At 57.6% G+C, this 22,796-nt stretch carries 14 protein-coding genes and 2 pseudogenes; 9 read left to right on the top strand and 7 right to left on the bottom strand.

Annotated elements, in window-relative coordinates; genetic code table 11:
* Positions 1-446 precede the first annotated feature (446 nt).
* Positions 447-1,715 (top strand): C-terminal helicase domain-containing protein, encoded by a 1,269-nt coding sequence (locus LWH94_RS01370; protein WP_232900923.1) that lies wholly within the window; start codon positions 447-449, stop codon positions 1,713-1,715.
* Between the two features lie 314 nt (positions 1,716-2,029).
* On the top strand, positions 2,030-3,121 hold the full coding sequence (locus tag LWH94_RS01375) for an ADP-ribosylglycohydrolase family protein (protein ID WP_232900925.1): 1,092 nt from the start codon (positions 2,030-2,032) through the stop codon (positions 3,119-3,121).
* A gap of 154 nt (positions 3,122-3,275) precedes the next feature.
* Here the strand turns inward: LWH94_RS01375 and LWH94_RS01380 are convergent, their stop codons facing one another.
* On the bottom strand, positions 3,276-4,133 hold the full coding sequence (locus LWH94_RS01380) for an alpha/beta hydrolase family protein (RefSeq protein WP_232900927.1): 858 nt from the start codon (positions 4,131-4,133) through the stop codon (positions 3,276-3,278).
* 263 nt (positions 4,134-4,396) lie between these two features.
* Between LWH94_RS01380 and LWH94_RS01385 the strand changes: the two genes are divergently transcribed.
* The 3 genes from LWH94_RS01385 to fdhF all read left to right on the top strand — a co-directional run bounded on the left by LWH94_RS01385 (position 4,397) and on the right by fdhF (position 9,902).
* The gene (locus LWH94_RS01385) at positions 4,397-5,011 is read left to right on the top strand and encodes a TetR/AcrR family transcriptional regulator (protein WP_058340978.1); all 615 of its coding nucleotides are present in this window, start codon (positions 4,397-4,399) and stop codon (positions 5,009-5,011) included.
* Positions 5,012-5,259: 248 nt separating this feature from the next.
* Entirely contained in the window at positions 5,260-6,975 is a 1,716-nt protein-coding gene (locus LWH94_RS01390) for an NADH-ubiquinone oxidoreductase-F iron-sulfur binding region domain-containing protein (RefSeq protein WP_232900928.1), read from the top strand.
* Between the two features lie 11 nt (positions 6,976-6,986).
* The gene (gene fdhF, locus LWH94_RS01395) at positions 6,987-9,902 is read left to right on the top strand and encodes a formate dehydrogenase subunit alpha (protein WP_232900930.1); all 2,916 of its coding nucleotides are present in this window, start codon (positions 6,987-6,989) and stop codon (positions 9,900-9,902) included.
* On the opposite strand, the gene LWH94_RS01400 is transcribed toward fdhF, so the two are convergent.
* Positions 9,844-11,829 carry a sensor domain-containing diguanylate cyclase gene (locus tag LWH94_RS01400; protein WP_232900932.1) on the bottom strand — a complete coding sequence of 662 codons (1,986 nt, stop codon included), beginning with the start codon at positions 11,827-11,829 and terminating at the stop codon, positions 9,844-9,846. The two genes, fdhF and LWH94_RS01400, sit on opposite strands and share 59 nt — an antisense overlap.
* A gap of 222 nt (positions 11,830-12,051) precedes the next feature.
* Between LWH94_RS01400 and LWH94_RS01405 the strand changes: the two genes are divergently transcribed.
* Positions 12,052-12,906, top strand: a complete 855-nt coding sequence (locus tag LWH94_RS01405) for a putative RNA methyltransferase (protein ID WP_232900933.1) — start codon at positions 12,052-12,054, stop codon at positions 12,904-12,906.
* On the opposite strand, the gene LWH94_RS01410 is transcribed toward LWH94_RS01405, so the two are convergent.
* The 5 genes and pseudogenes from LWH94_RS01410 to LWH94_RS01420 form a co-directional block, all read right to left on the bottom strand.
* Positions 12,888-13,634, bottom strand: coding sequence for a DUF3581 family protein (locus LWH94_RS01410; protein ID WP_232900934.1), 747 nt, complete (start codon positions 13,632-13,634; stop codon positions 12,888-12,890). The two genes, LWH94_RS01405 and LWH94_RS01410, sit on opposite strands and share 19 nt — an antisense overlap.
* Positions 13,635-13,777: 143 nt before the next feature.
* A complete protein-coding gene (locus LWH94_RS19370; protein WP_269802450.1) occupies positions 13,778-13,903 on the bottom strand; it encodes a hypothetical protein in 126 nt (41 codons plus the stop codon).
* A 51-nt stretch (positions 13,904-13,954) separates the two neighbouring features.
* Positions 13,955-14,200: pseudogene (locus tag LWH94_RS19565) on the bottom strand (CZB domain-containing protein); the annotation flags it as partial.
* Between the two features lie 95 nt (positions 14,201-14,295).
* Positions 14,296-16,611 (bottom strand): annotated as a pseudogene (locus LWH94_RS01415) (sensor domain-containing diguanylate cyclase); the annotation flags it as partial.
* Between the two features lie 126 nt (positions 16,612-16,737).
* Positions 16,738-16,944, bottom strand: a complete 207-nt coding sequence (locus LWH94_RS01420; protein WP_022988980.1) for a cold-shock protein — start codon at positions 16,942-16,944, stop codon at positions 16,738-16,740.
* 325 nt (positions 16,945-17,269) lie between these two features.
* Here LWH94_RS01420 and LWH94_RS01425 point away from each other — a divergent pair, with 325 nt between their 5' ends.
* The 3 genes from LWH94_RS01425 to LWH94_RS01435 all read left to right on the top strand — a co-directional run bounded on the left by LWH94_RS01425 (position 17,270) and on the right by LWH94_RS01435 (position 22,792).
* Entirely contained in the window at positions 17,270-19,621 is a 2,352-nt protein-coding gene (locus tag LWH94_RS01425; RefSeq protein WP_232900938.1) for a sensor domain-containing phosphodiesterase, read from the top strand.
* A gap of 88 nt (positions 19,622-19,709) precedes the next feature.
* Positions 19,710-20,855, top strand: a complete 1,146-nt coding sequence (locus LWH94_RS01430; protein ID WP_232900939.1) for an efflux RND transporter periplasmic adaptor subunit — start codon at positions 19,710-19,712, stop codon at positions 20,853-20,855.
* On the top strand, positions 20,852-22,792 hold the full coding sequence (locus tag LWH94_RS01435) for a MacB family efflux pump subunit (RefSeq protein ID WP_232900941.1): 1,941 nt from the start codon (positions 20,852-20,854) through the stop codon (positions 22,790-22,792). Before LWH94_RS01430 ends, LWH94_RS01435 begins: the two co-directional genes overlap by 4 nt.
* The last annotated feature ends 4 nt before the right edge of the window (positions 22,793-22,796 follow it).

The raw sequence follows: 22,796 nt of genomic DNA on the forward strand, positions 1-22,796 counted from the left end.
CGCCGAATCCGAGTGTTGATGAGTGACAGCTATCCCTACAAAGACGAACTCACGGATCTGGTACGCCGGCTTGCTCCGGGTTAGATGCCCGGGCTCCCCCGGCCCGACGCAATGGGGGAAAGGGGGCAGTGCGTCCAAGCAATAGAAACTGATCAATTATTAGGCGTTCATGACCGCATCTGAGCGGCCATGGCGGTAACCCGCTCAGTCTGCGAGACTTGCTGGGTAACTATGAGAAATCCGGGCTAGAGGGTAAGAACGCACTAACGGGTTGGTCACTGATTTATCCCTCGCGGGTGTTGGCTGCAGAGACATTAGTCCGTGGTGATACGACGCTGGAAGAGCTTCTGGCCCAGAGGAGTGCGCAATTTGGGGATAGGCTGAAAAGCCTCCGCCCATATGAGTCTGAGGGCCCTGAGGATCATAATTGGTATGCGTATGCCGGTATGTTGCTGGATCATGTCAGTGGTTACAGCGATGCACTGGAAGACTGGCAGAATTGGCTGCAGACCGAGCAGGCAAACTCAAAGGATGTAGGGCGGCGGAAGCATCTGGATGAAATCGAGGACAGCCTGGAGCAGCTTCTTAGCGGGCGAAAAACGCTGGGCAAGATGCCAAACGACCTCGCTAATTATCTGGCTCTGCTTTCCGTCGCAGGGCCTGGGGTATGCGCGCTTCGTATGTTCTCGGGGCTTTACGATATAGGGCCATCGATCGAATTAAAAGCGGCGGTTCGAGTCGCTTTTGGGGTACTTACCCTATTCAATAAGCCCGAGTCGATTGCCGTCCTCGAAAAGCAATCAGGAACGCGGCTAAGGAACGCCTCACATCTAAGCAGTATCTGGAAGTCACAACAAATCCTGAACTACTGCGCCGAAGGTGACTTCCAGGCCATGATCGAGGAATACGGCCATCTATTGAAGGGCGCCGGTCTGTCAGCTACGGAGGCCGCAGAGAGGTTTGCGGATGTGATGGGTTTTCAAACGTCATCCGTGACCTTTCAGTACTTGGGCCATGCAGATGGCCAGCGTCATTTAACCCCCCTGAACGCCTCTCTACGTTGTCATTTCGCGGTGCCACTGGGCATACAGAGCTCGACTGATGACAAGCAGCAAGTTCGCGTTGAGCACATTCGAGACGGTTTTAATTCACCGTTTAAGCCGTTCATGCTGAATTCCACATCCATCGGTCAGGAGGGCTTGGACTTTCACTGGTATTGCAACCGAGTGGTTCATTGGAATTTGCCGTCCAATCCGATCGATATTGAGCAAAGGGAGGGGCGGGTTAATCGATATAAGTCATTGGTGGTTCGTCGCCGGGCGACTGAGTACGCAAAATCTCACGGCTTATGCTTGGACCAGCTAAGTGACCGCGGCGATTATTGGGAACAGCTGTTTTCAGCAATCGACCACGTCTCTCAAAATCGGACAAGCGATTTGATGCCGTATTGGCATATTCCTTCAGGGACCGCGCAAATTGAACGACTGGTTCCTATGATGCCTATGAGTCGCGAGGAGGCGCGGCTGGACGAGGCGCTAAAAATACTTTCGCTCTATCGTTTGGCCTTTGGGCAACCCAGACAAGAGGAGTTGTTGGGTAACTTGGTAAAACGAAACTTTTCCGAGGATGAATGGGGAAAGATTCGAAATGCGTTAGTAATTAATCTTGCTCCTTTAAACAAAAATAGAGTTCCTTCATGCGCCGCTTCAGCTTAGAACCTCGTAAATGGTATGCCATGGAGCTGATCAGCTCCGAGTTTGGCCCCAACATCCGGCGATTTTCACCAATTCAGGTGTACTCCGTCACTCCGGCTGGTGGTGGCAAGCGCCGGTTAGAGCTTTCGTTTTACCATGCAGCCTATCCTGCCGGGGTGCGAGACAAGTTATATACGTTGCAGACGATCGAGCGAACTGAGCATTTTTTATTGGCCTTGGTTGTAGGAACAGAGCGAACTGCATTGTTCATGGAACTCACGGATGACTGGAAAATGAAACATGCGCCAGAAACAGTAACCTCGACTGTGCAGAGCATGCCGGGTCCTGGTAGCGAAGCCAAGCTGAAAGATAAATACACCGCCTGCCTCCTCGGTGGCGCCATAGGCGATGCCCTCGGTGCCGCCGTTGAGTTCATGTCCCGCGCTGAAATCCTGAGCCGCTTTGGCCCTGCCGGCATAACCGACTACGCCCCGGCCTACGGTGGCAAAGGCAAGATAACCGATGACACCCAAATGACCCTGTTCACCGCAGAAGGCCTGTTGCGGGGGCGAATGCGGGGAGTCAGTAAAGGCATTGCAGGTTTCAACCACACAGTTGCCAATGCTTATCTACGATGGTTGGCAACACAGGGCCACGAGTGTCGTGCGGTAACCGCAGAGAAAGACGGCTGGTTGTTTCAGCAGCCAGAGTTGCACAGCCAGCGAGCACCGGGCATGACGTGTTTGAGTGCGCTGCGGGATTACCCGGGTGTTCCAGAGACCGCCGACAATAACAGTAAGGGGTGTGGCGGGGTAATGCGGGTGGCTCCGGTAGGGCTTTACTGGCGCACCTTCAACGGCAACTCCGGCTTGGAAAGGGTATTTGAAGATGGGTGTATGTGCGCCGGCCTCACCCACGGCCATCCCAGCGGTTATCTGACCGGTGGCGTGTTGGCCGTTTTGATCTTTGAGTTATTGAATGATCAAACACTGCTAAATGCCCTGGGTGCCGCCAAGATATTACTGGTTGCAGAGCGCGGTCACGAGGAGACGTTGGCGGCCCTGGATAAGGCGGTAGAACTGAGCCAGTCCGGTACGCCACACCATATCGCTATCCAGGAACTCGGCGAAGGCTGGGTCGCAGAGGAAGCGCTGGCGATTTCTGTTTATTGCGCCCTGGTGGCTGAAAGTTTCGAGCAGGGTATTTTGGTGGCAGTGAATCACGATGGGGATTCAGACTCCACAGGGGCCATCACCGGGAATATTCTTGGCGCCATGCTTGGCACCGGGGTGATTCCGCAGCGGTGGCTGGAGCCGTTGGAGCTTCGGGAGGTTATTGAGGCCGTTGCGTCGGATTTGTGGACGTGCCAGGAGTGGCATTCTTTTATGGATGACGATGGGCTTTGGGAGCGGTATCCGGGGTACTGAGGCGGTCACTTAGCCTTTGAGCTTTCGTGTGAATTCAAAGATGAAGCTGTCAAGTGGAGTCATCAGTCTCATCGCAGCACCAATATCGCCGCCGAAGCGCAAGCTCCTTATATCCGAGAACAGCTTAACTTAGATATCAGGATGACATTCAGGTTCAGTCTGTAGACGCTAGGCCTTTTAGAACCTGCGGCCAACAAGCCTTGCAGCGGCTGCGCAGTAGGTCACTGTGGCCAATTTCTTTCAGTCCAAAACTGGATGGTTCCAGAAACTGTTTTTCTATCCTGGCGTTGGGCAGAAGGCGCAGAAAATCTTCCACGTTTGCAGGCACGGCGATGTGGTCATCTGTCGCGGTTAGTGACAGCACGGGCGCTTTTATATCCGAATAGTGATGCCGCCGTATTTCCCTTCCAAAACTGTTTTCTACATAGCCAGGTGAGCTGCACCACCGTCGCCATTGCCTGGCGACGCCGGCGGGCAAGTCTTCGCCAAAACCGATGAGTTTGGTGGGCCAGTATCCTTTCACCGCAACGGAAACGGGTTGCCAGCCATGGAACAGCAGCTTGGCTGCCAGCCTGGTTTTGGGTTTCAGGTTGTCGAAATGCCCCGACGATGCGGCAATCAGAACATAGCGGTCAATTTGGGCGAAATTGGGCATCAATCCGATCAACTGCGCACCGGCACTGTGGCCCACCAGGGTCACCGGCAGGTTCGGAGCCAGGGCGATCAGCTGGTCCAGCGCTGCCGGCAAATCCAGGGTCCCCCAGTCCACCAGGTCGGCAGAGAGTTCCGCGAGGGGGGTATTGTTGCGGGAGTCCCCGATGCCCCTGTTGGAAAACGCCAGCACGGCAAAGCCCTGTTCGCTCAAACTGGTGGCAAAATTGAAATAGACCTGGTGCCGAAACCCAGTGGCCGGGGAGAGCAGGACGGCACCGCGAGGTGACTCTGTGGCTGGCCTGAAAAAGTGCCCGGTGAGCCTATAGCCGTCTTCACAGGTTATTAGGGTTTTTTCCATTGTCGATCCATTTAATCATCAGCTAAAAATAGATAGCGCAGTAATTGCGGCAAACAGGCTGTATTGGTCAAGATGCCGGTAACCCTCAGCCCGGAATCCTGAGGTATCTGTTCAGTTTCACGTTCATGGTGATTTCTTTTCGTGAAGGTGTGGCACAAAAAACAGAACAATATTCTTTAAAAGAAGGATATTCTGTTTCGGCCAAAGCTGTCAAACGGTAGAATGCAGGCCATGGCGAGTTCAATCAGGCGAATATCCATTTAATGAACCAATCCAATATTTTAGAGAATCGGTTTCCGGGCCGCAGAGCTGCGCTGAAAAGAGAGATTCTGGAACAGGCGCTGCATTGCTTTAACGATCTGGGGGTGGAAGCGACAACTATCGATGCCATCAAAGCCCGATGCGACACCAGTGTGGGGGCGATTTACCATCACTTCGGGAACAAAGAGGGCATCCTGAGTGCGCTCTTTTTTGCGGCCATGGATGATCAGCGACAGCAACTGGAGCGAGAGTTGGCCGGGGCAAACAATCTGCGCGAGGCGGTGTTTTGCATTATCGAGAGCTATCTGGACTGGGTGGCGGCCAACCGCGAATGGGCCAGATTCCTTTATCAGGCACGTTCCCCATTGGCTAAGGGACCATTTCAGCAGGAACTGAAGGATCGAAATATCCAGAATTACCAGAAGCTGAAAGAGCAGTTAATTGGTTTGGGCAAGGGCGATATCAAAATTGTCCAGCCCTTCGAGATGCTCTTCTCTCTCATCATAGGTCCGTCGGAAAACTATTGCAGAGCTTGGCTATCTGGTCGGGTAAAGACATCACCGCAGGAGTACCGAAAAGAATTTGCGGAATCTGCATGGCGCTCGCTAAAGAGGTGATCGGCCTGGTCATATCTAACCAAGCGTTAGTGCGGTATCGTTTTATTCTGATACTCAAGCGATATGGTTAAACGCTCCGGGTTCTGAAGTGCGAACGTTACAACGAAACCGACTCACCGGAAGTCAGAACCCTTCCGCAGCGATGGCTGGGTCCTTGAGCAGTTTGCCTGGATAGGAGTAATCTACTTAAAGGCGAAACCGCAGATCTAACAAGCTCCTCTTTGTACCCCGGGCCTGGTAAAACAACAATGAGTTCAAACGAACTAAAGCTCAAACGCCGGCGCTCAGCCCTTCGTGGCCGTCAACTGGAACCGGCTGTAATGTCGGAGTTGCGGGGCCTGCTCGGTGACGAAGGTGTCGATCCGTCATTGCGACACCGCGATCGCCTGATCGAGCACCTTCATGCACTGCAGGACACCTACGGTTACCTGACCATGCCCCGTCTCCGGGCCCTTGCGACCTTCATGAATCTGCCCATGGCCGCCATTTATGAGACGGCCACTTTCTATGCCCATTTTGATGTCATTCACGGCGAACAAACGCCACCGCCCGGGATAACTCTGCGGGTGTGTGACTCGCTTTCCTGTCGTTTGGCAGGAGCGGAAGCTTTGCATCGAGCGCTATCTGATGGAGCTGATCCCGCCACGGTGAGGGTACAGCGAGCGCCCTGCATGGGGCGCTGCGACACCGCGCCGGTTGTAGCTGTAGGGCATTATCATGTGCTGAATGCCAACATCCAGACCGTTCAGGCTACGTTAGCGCAGGGGCGGGTGCAGCCAGAGGAGGTCTCCTGGCAACGTCTGTCGGATTACCGTTCAGCCGGTGGTTATCAGTTGCTCACCGAGTGCCGCGAAGGCCGGGTGAGCATCGAATCGCTGGAGAAGGAACTTGAGCATGCGGGCCTTCGCGGCCTCGGCGGCGCCGGATTTCCTACGTTCCGCAAATGGCAGGCCGTGCGGGCGGAACCGGGGCCACGCTATGCGGTGATCAACGCCGACGAAGGTGAACCGGGCACGTTCAAAGATCGCTATTACCTGGAACGTGAACCCCACGGATTCCTCGAGGGTGCGCTGGTTAGCGCCTGGGGGGTTGAGGCGAAGGCCCTGTACATATATCTGCGGGACGAGTATCCCGGACTGCACCGTGTGCTGAAAGATGCCATTGCCGAGCTGGAAGCAGCCGCCATCGTCGAGCAGGGCTTCATAATCCTGCGCCGTGGTGCGGGCGCCTACATCTGCGGCGAGGAATCCGCCCTGATCGAGTCCCTGGAGGGCAAGCCCGGCAAGCCCCGCCATCGCCCGCCGTTTGTTGCCCAGAAAGGGCTGTTTGGTCAGCCCACGCTGGTGAATAACGTCGAGACGGTTTACTGGATTCCTCGCATCCATGCCCAGGGCGCCGACTGGTTTGCCAGCCAGGGGCGGCATGGTCGTCGCGGCCTTCGGAGCTTTTCGGTCTCCGGACGGGTCGCGAGGCCCGGGGTTCATCTTGCCCCTGCGGGCATCACCCTCAACGAGTTGATCGAGGAATACTGCGGCGGCATGGCGGAAGGGCACCGGCTCCGGGCCTATCTGCCTGGCGGGGCTTCCGGCGGCATACTGCCGGCCAGCAAAGCCGACATACCCCTGGATTTCGACACGCTGCAGGAGCATGGCTGTTTTATCGGCTCTGCAGCTGTGATCGTGCTGTCGGATCAGGACAATTTGGCCGACACGGCTTCCAACCTTCTGGGCTTTTTCGCCGATGAGTCCTGCGGGCAGTGTACGCCCTGCCGGGTGGGCACAGAGAAAATGCTCACGCTGCTTGAACGCGATACCTGGGATGAGGATACGCTCCAGCAGGTGGCCAGGGTGATGGCGGATGCTTCTATCTGCGGTCTGGGCCAGGCGGCCCCTAATCCGGTGCTGAGCCTGCTGCGGGACTTCCGCAGCGAACTGGCCAGCCGCAACCTGATAGCCAAAGGTTAGGGGAGGCAGCCATGAGCGAATTGAAAACAGCCATGAGCAATGCAACGACAAGCTTTACCCTGACACTGGACGGCGTGGATGTTCAGGCCTACCCCGGCGAAACCCTGTGGCAGGTGGCCCGGCGCGCCGGCGAGACCATCCCGCATCTGTGCTTCAAAGACGTCCCGGGTTACCGCGCGGATGGCAATTGCCGCGCCTGCATGGTGGAAGTGGAAGGCGAACGGGTACTTGCCGCAAGCTGCATCCGCGAGGCCGCGCCCGGCATGGTGGTGCGAAGTGCGGCCTCCGTCCGTGCCCAGGATGCCAGGAAAGCGGTGCTGGAATTGGTGCTGGCCGATCAACCTGAGCGAGATAGCAGCCCCGATCGTTCAAGCCATCTATGGGAAATGGCAGATCAGCTGGCCATTGATGCCGGTGCTGTGCGTCAACGTCTCCCGGCCCGTTCAGAGCGCAACGAGCCCACGGTTCACCATGTGGCCCCGCGATCGGAATCTCTGGCCCACGCCCGGGGCCATGACACCACTCACTCTGCCATGAATGTCAATCTGGACGCCTGTATCACCTGTGGCTTGTGCGAGCGTGCCTGCCGCGAAGTGCAGGGCAACGATGTCATAGGTCTGGCGCACCGTGGTGCTGCGTCCAAAGTGGTGTTTGATTTTGATGACCCCATGGGCGACAGCACCTGCGTTGCCTGCGGCGAATGTGTGCAGGCTTGCCCGACCGGGGCCCTGATGCCCGCCACCCTGATTGATGCCCAGGGCCGCGGAGACTCTGCCACCGCTGACCGCACTGTGGATTCCGTTTGCCCCTATTGCGGTGTGGGCTGCCAACTGACCTATCACGTGAAGGACGAACCTGCGCCTGCCGAAGCAGAAACAGGCGAGCATCGGGGCCGCATCCTTTTTGTTGAAGGCAAAGATGGGCCGTCAAACCAGGGCCGGCTCTGCGTTAAGGGGCGTTTCGGCTTTGATTATCCGTCGCACCCGGCGCGGCTCACCCGGCCGCTGATCCGTCGGGCAGGTGTGGCCAAAGGGCTCGACCCTGACTTTGATCCCGCCAGTCCGTTAACCCACTTTCGTGAGGCGAGCTGGGAAGAGGCACTGGATCTGGCGGCAAGCGGATTAACCCAACTTAAAGCACAACACGGGCCGGATGCGCTGGCAGGCTTCGGCAGCGCCAAGTGCTCCAACGAAGAAGCCTGGTTGTTCCAGAAACTGGTGCGCACCGGTTTTGGCTCCAACCACGTTGATCACTGCACGCGGCTCTGCCACGCCAGTTCCGTGGCGGCTTTGATGGAGTGCTTGGGTTCTGGTGCAGTCACTGCCTCTTTCATGCAGGCGCTTCAGGCCGATGTGGTGATCCTCACCGGCTGCAACCCGGCGGTGAACCACCCGGTGGCGGCCACCTACTTCAAGCAGGCAGCACGCAATGGCACTAAGCTGATCATCATAGACCCCCGAGGGCAGGCCCTGGATGCCTATGCCTGGCGCAGCGTGCGGTTTTCACCCGGAGGCGACGTGGCGTTGTTCAACGCCATGCTCCACGTGATCATCCACGAGGCACTCTTTGACCAGGCCTACATTGATGCCCACACCGAGGGCTTCGGGGCACTGGCGTCAAGTGTTGCCGATATGACACCTGAGGTGATGAGCCCGCTCTGCGGTGTTGAACCAGAGGTTATTCGCGAAGTGGCCCGCGCCTACGCGGGGGCCGACAGAGCGATGATCTTCTGGGGCATGGGCATTTCCCAACACGTGCACGGCACCGATAACGCTCGCTGCCTGATCTCAATGGCCCTGGCTTGCGGCCATACGGGCCGGCCGGGTACGGGCCTGCATCCGTTGCGTGGCCAGAACAACGTGCAGGGTGCCTCCGATGCCGGGCTGATCCCCATGGTATTGCCCGACTACCAACCGGTAGGAGATGCCCAGCTACGGGCCGCTTTCGAAGAACTCTGGGGCACTGAACTTGACCCGGAGCCCGGGCTCACGGTGGTAGAGATCATGGATGCCATCACGGCAGGCACCATAAAGGGCATGTACATCCTCGGCGAGAACCCCGCCATGTCAGATCCGGATCTGACCCACGCCAGGGCCGCGCTGGCTGCGCTTGAGCATCTGGTGGTACAGGATCTGTTCGTCACCGAGACCGCCCAGTTCGCCGACGTTATTCTGCCTGCGGCCGCCTGGTCGGAAAAATCAGGTACCGTCACCAACACCAACCGGCAGGTGCAAATGGGCCGTGCTGCGCTGTCGCCGCCAGGGGAGGCAAGACCTGACTGGTGGATTATTCAGGAAATGGCCCGGCGTTTCGGACTGGGTTGGGACTATCACGGCCCGGAGCAAGTGTTCGCTGAGATGAAGCAGGGCATGCATTCATTGGATCACATCTCCTGGTCCCGACTGGAACGCGAAGGTTCTGTGACCTATCCCTGCTCCGCCGATGATGCGCCAGGGCAGGACGTTGTCTTCTCGGATGCCTTCCCGCGGGCCGGGGGCCGGGGCAGATTTTCGCCGGCCTGGCCACTGCCGCCGGACGAGCCGGTGGATGAAGCCTATCCCATCGTGTTGACCACAGGGCGATTGCTTGAACACTGGCATACCGGCGCCATGACCCGTCGCAGCCGGGTACTGGATGAGCGGGAGCCCGAAGCGGCCGCTTTTCTGGCATCAGAGGAATTGGATCGCCTGGGCGTAACACCGGGTGATGCAATCAAGATTGCCACCCGGCGTGGCAGCATCACCCTGACGGCACGGGCCGATCAGGCTATGCCCGAGGGCATGGTGTTTGTGCCCTTCGCGTTTGTTGAAGCGGCCGCCAACCTGCTCACCAACCCGGCCCTGGACCCGGACGGGAAGATTCCGGAGTTCAAGTATGCTGCATGTCGGCTGAGCGCCATTGCACCCGATTCCGGCCAGCCTCTTTAGCGGCATAAAGCGCTTTATCCGCGCGCTTGATGGCCGGCTTCAATGAGCTTTCATCCGAACGCACCAGAGTCACCCCCAAAGAAGTTGTGTAAGCCAAACTGCCATCCTCCGATGTATCAATGCCAACCTCTGCCGGGTTAGTCTCGACGGCTGCCCGAAGCCGCTCTGCCACCATCAAGGCTTGTTCTTTACTGGTGTTGGGCAGTAGAACGGTGAATTCCTCACCGCCCATACGGCAAAGGATATCGCCATCACGTAATTCGGTTTGAGCCGTCTTTGCGAACTCCTGGAGTACCCGGTCACCCACATCGTGGCCATAGTCATCGTTGATTCGCTTGAACCGGTCCAGGTCTACGGCAATCAGGGTAAGAGGCTCGCCATTTCTGCGGGCCCGGGGTATTTCCAGTTCGGCCTGGGTTTCCAGGAATCGCCGGTTGCCCAGACCTGTCAGGGGATCTGTCATGGCCTGCGTGGTCAGCAGGTCTTCCAGTTGTTTACGATCGGTAAGATCGAACACCATGGCCCGGCTGTACTGGAAACCGTTGGCGTTTGTTTGGGCCGTGGCTTCGATGGCGACGGGGAGTTTCTCGCCGTTTTTGCACATCAGTTCAATCTCGGCGGAGCCTTCATGGCCGTCAGCCAGCACCGCCTTGAAGGCCTCGTCGAAAGCGTCCCGGGTTTCCGGGCTGACCAGGTCCCGGTAGTAGCGCTTTCCAACCAACTCGTCCCGGGAATAACCCAGCCACTGAAGTTCCTTGCGGTTGATCTTCTGTATGACGCCCTGTTCATCCAGGGAGTGGTAGCCACAGGGGGCGTTCTCGTAGAGGTCGGTCAGTTCACGGGCGTAGGATCTCGCGTTTTGAGACAGGTTCTGCGCCTTTTCTTTCAAAGAGCGCTGGTGGTGGTTGCTCAGTACCCAGAACACACTGAACCCGATGGCTAATCCGTAGGTCAGAACCACCAGGCTCGTTTTCCATGGACTTTCTGCTATCAGGAACGCCACGTCCGGGCGGGGTACGCTTATCGCGATGCGCCAGGGCTGGCTGCCCGGCACACTGAGAACCTGCATGGCCGCAGTACGGAAATGATGGATACGAAGGTCATGGGTCTGGAAAACCACAAGTTGGTCATCCAGTAGTAATTCACCCCGGTTACGGGGCTCCATTTCGCGCCAGATTCCGGGCGTATGGTCCTTCAGAGAGTCTCCAAAGGCGATTGGGCCATGGTTGCCGGGTAGCAGGGAATGCCCTTTTCTATCAACAAGAAGGGCAGACGCGTTTGTATGTGCGCCCATTGCATGGGGAAGGGTGCTCAGCAGGTAGTTCCAGTTCAGGGTCAGCAACAAGACACCCAGCTGCTCGCCCTCTGAGCTTACAATCGGCGTCGAAATATCTATAACGTAAACCTCCTGCCCACTCCGGGAAGGATCCGGATAGGGCGCCGAGAGATAGAGGCTGCGTGGGTTCATTGTCATGGCTTCTCTAAAATAAAGCTGATTCTGGTGCAGGATCTCAGCCTCCGGAGTGTCTTCGGTAGACAGGCGTTCCTGCCCTTCGGTATCCATCACCACCAGTCGGGTGTAGCGCCCGAAGTGAGTCAGCAGGGTACTGAGCATGCCGCGTATCTGATCTTCGTTTTTCTCAGTCCAGGCTTCCTGATATGGGTTCTGTGGCTGCCGTATGCGCTGGAGATGCCGACGGATACTGGGGAACTCGCCAATCGCAAGGGCATGGTTGAGGCTCTCATTCATGCTCTGAAGCAAGGCATCGTATTCGGCTTCAAGGAGTGTCTCCGCCGTCAGGCGTGCGTTCTCGAACCGGGTAGTCGTGTTCGACCAGGTAATCGGGATGAGCACCAGAGTAACCAAGGCAACGGCTATAACGCCCGCAATGATAAGGCGGCGGGTGACAAGGCTGAGTTTTATCATTCGTTGGAATCGGCCGACAAACAAAATGTGAAATGGGTCACATTCTGTATCTGATCTTGAGCATCATCAATAGCCACAGTGCGTAGTTCATGTGAAAACTTGTAAATGGCACATATCGATTTTCGTCGTCGGGGTTCAGGGGGGCAGCTCGCAACAGGGCAATCCAGGCCTCTAACTGTTAGTATTGGCGCCACCGGAACCGCATCATCAGAGTGTAACCCCATGACAACCAAAGCCTTCGAAGCCCTGGCCTGCCCGTTAGACGGCGAGCCGCTATATCGAGAATCTTCTTCCTGGCGTTGCGCCAATGGCCATAACTTTGATGTCGCCCGGCAGGGGTATGTGCACTTATTACCGGTACAGAAAAAGCGCTCGAAAGACCCCGGCGACAGCAAGGAGATGGTTGCGGCCCGCCAGCGTTTTCTTGGGGCCGGTTATTACCAGCCGATAGCCGAGGCGGTTTCAGCAGCGGTTTTGAAGGATGTATCGGAAGGCAGTCACCTTGATTGCCTGGATGCTGGCTGCGGTGAAGGTTATTACCTGCGCCAGCTGGCGTCTGCAGCGGGTGGTAGGGTGTCACTGGCGGTGCTTGGGCTGGATATTTCCAAGTGGGCGGTTCTCGCTGCAGCCAGGAAGGATCGCGCTCCGAGTTGGGTGGTTGGCAGCAATGCCAATCTGCCGGTGCAGCCTGCGTCTCTGGACCGGGTGCTTTGTATGTTCGGCTTTCCGGTATATGCCGAGTTTGCCCGGGGCCTGAAACCGGGAGGCAAGCTGATTCAGGTGGATGCCGGGCAGGATCATTTGCGGGAGCTGCGGGAGATAATTTATCCGCAGGTGCGTGCAGAGTCGAAAAAGGTGGATGAGGTGCCGGAAGGTTTCCGTCGAGTGGAAACGCAGGATTTGCGCTTCACCCTTCATCTGGAAGGTGCGGAGCCGATTGCTGACCTGCTGGCCATGACTCCCCACCTGTACCGCGCCAGTGCCGAGGGCAGGGCGCGGGCGGCACAACTGGACAGCATCTCCCTGACGGTCGATGTGTGCCTGCAAACCTTCGAGCGTTACGCCCCGGCAGGCTGATTGGCGCCGTCCATTCCCACACGGGTGCCACGGGCTTTCAGCCGGTAAAACTCTTCAACAATGCCGGCCATGGCTTCCGGGCAGTATTCCCGCAAGCCGCCCAGCATCAGGCGCTTGGATACTTCGCCGGCGGTTTTGCCGGATGATATCAGCTGATAGTCCAGGGTTACGTTGCCCCGTTTGCCCGCCACTTCCAGGTCGGCCTTGCTTAATTCCAGGTCCGGTTGCTGGAGTTCCAGCTGGTTCAGGGCCAGGCTCATGCTTTCGTACATCACCATCGGGCGATCCGGGTTAAACATCACCCCGTGGGATTCCATCAACGGCTTGAGGGTGTGAGGAAAGTTTTTGCCGGAAGCCGCCACGTAGCAGCGGGTAAATTCCGCGATGACCCGTTCATCGCGGGTAATGTCGCCGCTGCGGGTTACCTCCAGGTACACCTTGCCACCCTCATCGACCACTTCGATGGTGCCGCCGTTGTCGCTCTCGCGGAATTCCAGTGGAACCTCGGCGCCCAGGAGGTTGCGAAACCGGAAGGTCATGTTTTCAGACAGCCCGAAGCGGGACACCACAAGCGCGAACAGGAGGTCTCCGGGCACACAGAAACGCCGGGCATCCGGATCGTGGATGGGGTTGAAGTCGCCGGCCACTTCCTTCGCAAAGAAACTGGCCTGGGGTGCGGTAATAACGATGCGTCCGTCCTGGACGGAAAAGAACTGTTCTGAAAACATGCTTTGCCTTTTCTGATTTGCAGCAGCCGGGGGAATCTGGCCGATAGTACAATCCGCGGCCATTCTATGCCTCGCATGGCCAGACCGGTAGCCCGACCATGGTACTACGCAGGAACCGAGGGCACGAACCCCGGGAATCGGCGTCAGGCAATGTGCTCCATCAGTGTTTCCATTTCATGGGACAGCTGGTCGCTCAGTACATCCAGTGCGTTCATCAGGGTAGGGATCTGCTCGCGCTGGTTGGTCCGGTGCAGTTTGTCGATTTCCACGGCAATCTCGTGAATTTCCTTATGCAGTTTCCGGATGCCCTCCAGCCCGGGAAGTTCGGCGGACTGCTTGTCCAGCCAGCCAGCAAAGCCGCAATGATTATGATCGAGCTCCACACTTTTGTCGTTGCCTTCAAGATAGCTGCGGAAACGCTCGACCCAGGCCCGATGGTCGACCCCGGCATACAGGCTCGGCAAGGCCCGGCGTGAAACCGTGCGCAGGTTACGCCAGTTGGCTGGTGCACGCCATTGCGCGCGCCAGGGCAGGAAGTCATCTCCTTGGGCTGGTAATACAGGCATAGCTCATTGTTTTTGAGGGCCTGGTGCATGCGCTCGATGGTTTCGTGCTGGCTGCGCAGGCTTCTGTCCTGCTCGGTATCGAACAGGTGGAACCGGCTTTTGCCGGACAACTTGGCCTGGTACATGGCCTGGTCAGCCTGGCGGATCAGCTGGTCGCCACCGGAGATATCGGGTTGGGGATAGAACGTGACCCCCAGGCTGGCGCCGACCGTAACCGCCTTGTCTTTAAGCAGGATTGGCCTGGAAACGGCTTTCAGGAGTCGTTCCAGGTGGGTTTCGAAGTCTGAATCCGCAGACATGTCCATCAACACGGCCACGAACTCGTCGCCACCAAGCCGTGACAGAGTGTCTTCCTCCCGGAGTTCGTGACGCATCCGGCTGGCCACGGTGATCAGCACCTGGTCGCCGGCGGAGTGGCCATGGCTGTCATTCACGGCCTTGAAGCCGTCCAGGTCGAGGTACACCACTGCCAGGGAGCTTTGCCGTCTATCCACCATGGCCATAGCCTGGTTTAGCCGGTCGGCCAGCAGGGTGCGGTTGGGCAACCCGGTCAGCGCATCGTAATGGGCAAGGCGTTCGATTTCCTGCGCCTGCTGCTTGGCCTTGGTGATATCGGTGCTGATGCCAATCAGGCCGACAATGTGTTCGCTGCCGCCGTCTTCGTAGATCGGGGTTTTGATCTGCAGGAGTACAGCGCGCTCTCCCCGGATGTTGATTTCAACTTCTTCGGTAACCTTGGCGCCTCTTAACACCCTTTCATCGAGTGCCCTGATGCGTTCGATGCTCATGTTGTCGAACACTGGCTCGCCGTGGGTGCCCAAAAGCTCGTTACGGGACAACCCGAAGCGCGTTAAAGTTGCGCTGTTGGCGTAGGTGTAGCGAAGGTCCATATCCTTCATGAATACAAGGGTGTCCATCCGGTCCAGCGCATCCCGGAAGCGGCTGGCTTCAGTGAGCGCCTGCCTGAGCCTCAGCTCGGCTTCCTTTCTTTCAGTAATGCGGGTCAGGCTTCCGTACCAGATCACCGAGCCATCCTCGGCTTTATGAGGCAGGGCGTTACCCAGTACCCAATGCACGGATCCATCGGGGTGGATAACCCGGTATTCGTCTTGCCATACGGTCAGATTGGTTGCCGACTCCATGATGCTGTCACGCACTCTTTCTGCATCGTCCGGGTGCAGGGTTCTTAAAACCGGCTCACCATCGTGCTTGACTGTTGCCGGATCCAGCCCGTAAACGTCCTGCATGGCGCGGCTGGCGTAGGGGAAGCAGGAGCGGCCATCCGGAAACAGCTGATAGGTGTACACCATCCCCGGCACCCGGCCGGCAATGGTATCGAACTGGTTTGCCAGCTCCCGGAGGTCTTTGGTCAGCCGTTCGGCAATAGTGTTGGCTTTATGCTGGGTACGAACCAGGCTGAGATACAGGAAGAACACCAGAAGGCCCAGGGCAAGTACGCCCAAAGCTACGAGTATGACGGTCAGAAGGTAGGGTGCAGCCAGGTAATCGATCGGCGCAAACTGCAAAACCCAGGTTCTGTCGTTGAATCTGATCTCGTGTTGTAAGGATTTGTTGGTTTCAATCGCGGCTGGGAGGTTGCTGAACAGCAGGTTGTCCGGGCTGCTCTGTTCGTCGTAGATGCTCACGCCGATGGCTCGCCGTACGCCGGCCGGCGTTGCCCAGTCTTCCAGGATGCCTTCAAGCAGCTCGGTTACCCGGAATGCTCCGTAAACCCAGCCTGCAATCGCCTCGCGTCGCTGCTCCACGGAATCAATGTGCATATCATTCTTGTATACCGGCACATAGACAATAATGCCGGGGACGCCCTGATTTCCGGTTTCCTGAACCAGGATCAGTTTTCCGGTGAGCGCGGCCTGTCCGCTATCCCTGGCCTGTACCATAGCGGCCTGCCTGGTCGGTTCGGAAAACATATCGTAGCCCAGTACCAATCGGTTCTGTGGATCCATGGGCTCAAGGAAAACAATGCCGGTATAGAGGTCGCGGGGGCCGGAAGGATAGATCCGGTAATCAGGAAAGCCTTCTTCTCTAAGGCGTTGTTCATGCTGTAGGCGTGACTCTGGTGAAACAACAATAGCGAAGCCAAATCCGCGTACACCGGTTATTGACTCCGCAACACCCAGTTTGTCGACAAAGCTGTACCAGTCTTCCCGGTTAACTCGGTTTGTACCGGCGAACAGGCCTGCACCGGCACGCAGCACCAGGGCATAGGCTTTCAGTCGTTCATTGATTTTTTCGGTGAGCTGGGAGGCGGCAAATTCCAGCTGTTGCTGGTCGCGCTGGATCAGGAAGTCCCGCATCCAGAGCCCGCTGAGTGTCGTTGCGGCGAGCGTGATAACCAGAATAACCCAACCAGTGACCGGTATCTTGGATAGAAGGCGCGGTGAGGGCATTCAGGTTCCTGCCATTGGTTGTCGATGCAACCGGTATCATAGCCTGCCCGAATGCTTTGTGAGTAGGGGCCAGAACGCAAAAAAGGCAGCCGAAGCTGCCTTTTTCATATCGTATTGGGCTGTTATTTACAGACCAACTACGTTTTCCGCCTGAGGACCTTTCTGGCCCTGAGATACGGTAAATTCAACCTGCTGGCCTTCTGCCAGAGTCTTGAAGCCGCCGCCCTGAATGGAGCTGTAGTGAACAAAAACGTCCGGGCCGCCTTCACGAGTGATAAAACCAAAACCTTTAGCTTCGTTGAAGAACTTAACAGTACCGGTAACAGTAGACATATTTAACTATCCTGAATTCAATCATTTTATGTGCTGTCCAACATCGTTGTGAGGCGGGATCAGCGGTGTGCGGAAACAAAAAACTGGCGTGATCAAAAACAGGACGAGAACTACTTGCTACAACAGCGGTACGTCTTATTGATGAATGCTTTGCTAAATCTTTCCAACGACCGCCACTTTACTCTTGCCAGCCCGGAATGCAAAGCTATTTTTTATAAGCAATAGCACTCATTAGAAAAAGTAACGGTTTCGGGAATTGTACTCATCGCCATTGCAAGGAACACAGTACAATACTGTAAGCCTTTATAACCGGAGCCCAACGCTGATGCCGATGGACCCAAACGAAGAACGCCGCCTTGCCGCCCTGACCAGGCTGGGCATCCTGGATACGCCACCCGAGGAGCGGTTTGACCGCCTGGTGCGTATTGCCCGGAAGGTATACAACGTAAAAATTGCCCTGTTCTCGATTGTGGACGAGGAGCGCCAGTGGTTTAAGGCGAAAGACGGGCTGGAACCCCGGGAAACCCACCGTTCTTTTGCCTTTTGTGACCACGCCATCAGGCAGGAAAAGCCCTTTATTGTTGAAGATGCCAGCAAAGATCCGCGTTTTCGCAATAACCCGCTGGTAACAGGAGGGCCGCAAATCCGCTTCTATGCCGGTATTCCGGTCAGGGAGCCCGGGGGCTACAAGCTTGGCACTGTCTGCATTATTGACGACAAACCCAGGGACATCCGGGAAGTTGACCTGGATGTGCTTCGAACACTGGCCAGCCTGATTGAAGATGAACTGGAACGGGCCTATGCGGCAGTTAGTGGTGACGACGAGGTGCGTTTTACCCACATTACCCGGGCTATCCAGCGGGCGCAGAATGCCTTCCTGACCAATGACAGCGACCGGGCTGCCTTTGAATTGATGTTGTCGGATTTGCTGGCCATCACCGGCAGCCAGTTCGGCTTTATTGGTGAGGTGTTGCGAAAGGAAGACGACACGCCCTACCTGAAGGTTGAAGCCATCACCAATATTGCCTGGAGCCCGGAAACCCAGGGGCTATTCCAGCAGGTGGAGCGCAGAGGCATGTTGTTTGAGCGGCTCGACAACCTGTTGGGTGCGCCCATGGTGTCCGGTGCCGTGGTGGTGGCTCACGATTACAGCAGCGATCCCCGCAAAGGCGGCCTGCCTCCGGGGCACCCCCCGATCCGTTGCTACATTGGCATGCCGGTGTATTCCAAGAGTGAGATGATTGGCCTGGTGGGCCTGGCCAACCGCGATGCCGGTTATACCGAAGAAATGTCTGACCGGCTTGCACCCTTGTTGCAGACCGTGGGCACCTTGCTGGAGCGCAAGCGCCTGTACCGCGAGCGCCAGGAACATCAGACCAGCCTTGAGAAAGCCGCCAACTACGACGCACTGACCGGGCTGCCGAACCGCCGCAGGCTGACAGAGCTGTTTACCCAGGAACTGTACGAGGCGGACCAGCGTAAAGGCACGGTGTCGGTTTGTTTCCTGGACCTGGACGGGTTCAAGGAAATCAACGACGAGCACGGCCACTCTGTGGGCGATGCCGTGCTGCGGGCGGTAGCCGAACGCCTGAAAACCATTGTTCGCAGCCACGATGTGATTGCCCGGCTCGGTGGCGACGAGTTTGTGGCCATTTTGCGGGATGTGAATGACAGCCGCGTCTATTCCCGGATTCTGGAAGCCATCCGCCAGCCGGTGAATTACCGCCATTACGTGCTGCAGTTGTCCTGCAGTATGGGCATTACCGTATACCCGGATGACGATGTGGAACCGGACATGCTGCTCCGGCACGCAGACCAGGCTATGTATGCTGCCAAGGAGGCCGGTAAGAATGCCTTCAAGATGTTTGACCTTGAGTCACACTTTACCCGCAAGGAGCGGGTGAGGGTGCTCGAACAGATCGGGCCGGCGCTGGCCCGGGATGAGCTGGAGCTCTATTTCCAGCCCAAGGTGGACTTCAACCGCTGCACGGTTGAGGGATTCGAGGCATTGATCCGCTGGAACCATCCGGACGACGGCCTGCTGTTGCCATGTCGCTTTCTGGACCACATCGAGTACACAGAGTATGCCAGCCAGGTTGGTCGGTTTGTGCTCGGCGAGGCCATCAAGCGGTTATTGTATTTTGACGAGCAGGGTTTGCCGTATTCGATCAGCGTCAACCTGAGTCCGTCCTATTTTCTGGGGCAGGCTTTCCTGCCTGACCTGAAAGCAGGGCTGGAGCGGCTGCCGGACGGTATCAGGCACCGGTTGATACTGGAGGTCCTGGAAACCACGGCGCTGGATGATACCCGCAAAGTGATCGATATCCTGAAAGTCTGCCAGGCCATGGGCGTTGAGGTTTCCATGGATGATTTCGGCACCGGGTATTCGTCGCTCGATTATTTCCGCCGGTTGCCGGTGCAGGAAATCAAGATCGACCGCACGTTCGTTGGCGATATGGTGAGCGACCGGGATGACGAAATGGTGGTTAAAGCCATTCTTGGCCTGTCGAAAAGCTTTGGCCGCCGGGTGATTGCTGAAGGGGTTGAATCCCGCGAAGTTCACGAACGGCTGGTGCGGCTTGGCTGCGATCTCGGGCAGGGCTATTTCTATGCCGAGCCTATGCCTTTTGACAAAGCGTTGGAATGGGCCCGGAATTTCAGCTGGCCGGCAATGTAAAGGTTTGGCAAAAGCCTGACTTCGCTCTTTTTTTCGATGCGCGGCTTCTCTATGGTTGCCTCTGGTTGTTCATCCACGGAGAAGGTCAATGGCGTCTGGTTCCCCTAAGCGCGGAGTCAAATGGTTTGCAGTATTGGTGGTGGTTGCCGCTGCCGGGTTTGCTGCCTGGTGGTTTTCCGGCGATGCCCGAAAAGCCCCGGAGCCGCTGAATACGGTTGAAGTCACCCGCGGGGACATCCAGCTGCTGGTCAGCGCCACCGGGGTGCTGGAGCCCAGTAACTATGTGGATGTGGGTGCCCAGGTGTCGGGCCAGCTGGAGACCATCCATGTTCGTGTCGGCCAGAACGTCAAGGAAGGGGACTTGCTGGCGGAGATTGATCCTACCGTCTACACCGCCAAGGTAGACGCCACGCGGGCTCAGCTGAAGAATCAGCAGGCCCAGATTGCCGACCGCAAGGCCCAGTTACGGCTCGCCGAAATCCAGTTCCAGCGCCAGCAGAACCTCTACCGGGAGGAGGCAACCACCCGGGAATCCCTGCAAACCGCCGAGGCAACACTGGCCTCCGCAAAGGCCCAGCTGGCGATGCTGGAAGCCCAGATTGAACAGATCTCCTCAACCCTGCGTGCCGAAGAAGCCAATCTTGGCTACGCCCGAATCTATGCCCCCATGGACGGCACCGTGGTATCCATCGAAGCCCGCCAGGGCCAGACCCTCAATGCCAGCCAGACCGCACCCGTGCTCATGCGCATCGCCAACCTGGCCACCATGCGTGTGCGGGCCCAGGTTTCGGAAGCGGATATCAGCAAACTTGAGCCGGGCATGCGGGTGTACTTCACCACCCTGGGGGATCCGGATTCCAGGTTATACGGCGAACTCGACTACATCGAACCGACACCGGAAGTGACCAATAACGTGGTGCTTTACAACGCCCTGTTTGAGGCAGAGAACCCGCAGGGCAAGTTATTGCCCAACATGACTGCGCAGGTGTTCTTTATCCAGAAAGAGGCCCTGAATGTATTGCGGGTGCCTGCCAGTGCGGTACAGGGCAATACGGTGCAGGTTCTTGATGCTGCCGGCAATCCGCAAACACAGACAGTCACCACCGGCATATCTAACCGGGTGCAGACGGAAATTCTGAGCGGACTGGAAGAGGGGCAGGAAGTGGTCATGGTATCCCGCGATCCCCGCAGCGGTGCCAGTGGTAACCCGTCTTTCCGGGGCATGCTGAGATGACCGGCAATACCCCGCTGATTGAACTGAAAGGCATCACCCGCTCGTTCGGGCAAGGGGACCTGGCGGTACCTGTGCTGAAGGGGATCGACCTGAAGATCTATCCGGGCGAATTCGTGGCCATCATGGGCCCGTCCGGTTCCGGCAAGTCGACCCTGATGAACATTCTCGGATGCCTGGACCAGCCGAGTTCCGGTGAATACTGGTTTGACGGCCGGGATGTCTCGGCCCTCAGCAGGGATGAACTGGCCTTGCTACGACGGGAAGCCTTCGGCTTTGTGTTCCAGAGTTACAACCTGTTGCCGGGTATGACGGCCCGGGAAAACGTGGAAATCCCGGCAATCTACGCGGGCATGGCCCCGGCAAGGCGCCACCAGCGGGCGGATGAGCTGCTGACCGGGTTGGGGCTGGGTGGACGGCTGACCCATCGGCCGTCTGAGTTGTCCGGGGGCCAGCAACAGCGGGTATCTATTGCCCGGGCGTTGATGAACGGCGGCCAGATTATCTTTGCCGATGAGCCCACCGGCGCCCTGGACAGCAAAAGCAGCCAGGAAGTGATCCGGTTGCTGACTGACCTGTCCGCCCAGGGCCACACGGTTATCCTGATTACCCATGACCAGGACGTAGCGGATGTGGCCCGGCGCCAGATCCACATTGCCGACGGCGAGGTGGTGCGGGATACCGGCGTGGAAACCACGGCCAGAACGGCGCCGGTTAAGGCAGCCGATATTCGTAATGGCGCCGTGCTGAGCGATTGGCAGGAAGCCCTGAAAAGCGCCCTGCGGTCGCTTCGCAGCAACCTGTTCCGTACTGCGCTCACCTTGCTTGGTATTGTCATCGGCGTGGCGTCGGTCATCACCATGCTGGCCATCGGTGAAGGTGCCAAGAAAGATGTGGTCGATCGAATCAGTACCATGGGCAGCGATCTGTTGCTGGTTCGCCCCGGCGGCCCGGACCAGCGGGGAGGGCGCTGGTCTGTTACCACGCTGGTGGCAGATGACTATCGTGCAATCAACGAGATAGAAGGTGTTCTTGCCGCAATACCTGAACTGACGGGCGGCCAGACCTTACGCTACTCAAACCGGGATCACCAGGCGGAAATCAACGCCACCTCGTTCCAGTTCCCGGTGGCACGGCAGTGGCCGGTGGCGGAAGGCACCTTCTTCAGCGCACAGGATGAAGCCAACTATGCCGCCGTTGCGGTGCTGGGGACATCCACCGCACAGGTGTTGTTTCCGGATGAAAGTCCGTTGGGCAAGCACCTGATGGTGAACAACGTGTTGTTCCAGGTGATTGGCGTGATGGAGGAGAAAGGAGCATCCCCCATGGGCCAGGACCAGGACGAAGTGGTGTTTGTGCCCTATACCACCGGCAGCTTGCGGATTTTCGGGCAAACCCATCTCCGGAATATTACCGTAGCGGTGGCGGATATCGACCGCATGGCGGAGATTGAGGCCATCATCCACGATACCTTGCTGGCCCGCCATGGCGGTGTTGAAGACTTCACCATCCGCAACATGGCGTCGCTGATTGACACCATTTCCGAAACCCAGAATACGCTGACCTGGCTGCTGGGCTCCATTGCCGCTATCTCGTTGCTGGTGGGCGGCATTGGCGTGATGAACATCATGCTGGTAAGCGTGACCGAACGCACCCGGGAAATCGGCATCCGCATGGCCACCGGTGCCCGGGCCTGGAACATTCTGCAACAGTTTTTGACGGAAGCCTGGCTGGTGTCGGCGATTGGCGGGCTGATCGGCGTGGGGCTGGGCATTGCCGCTACCCAGCTGATCGGCTCATTCGGTACGCCGATGCATATGACGGTTCTGCCCATGGTGCTGGCTTTCAGTTGTGCCTTCGCCACCGGCCTGATTTTCGGTTTTCTGCCGGCCAGAAAGGCTGCGCGGCTCGATCCTGTTCATGCGCTGGCTTCGGAGTAATGCC

Source organism: Marinobacter sp. G11 (assembly GCF_021282325.1).
GTDB lineage: Bacteria > Pseudomonadota > Gammaproteobacteria > Pseudomonadales > Oleiphilaceae > Marinobacter > Marinobacter vinifirmus.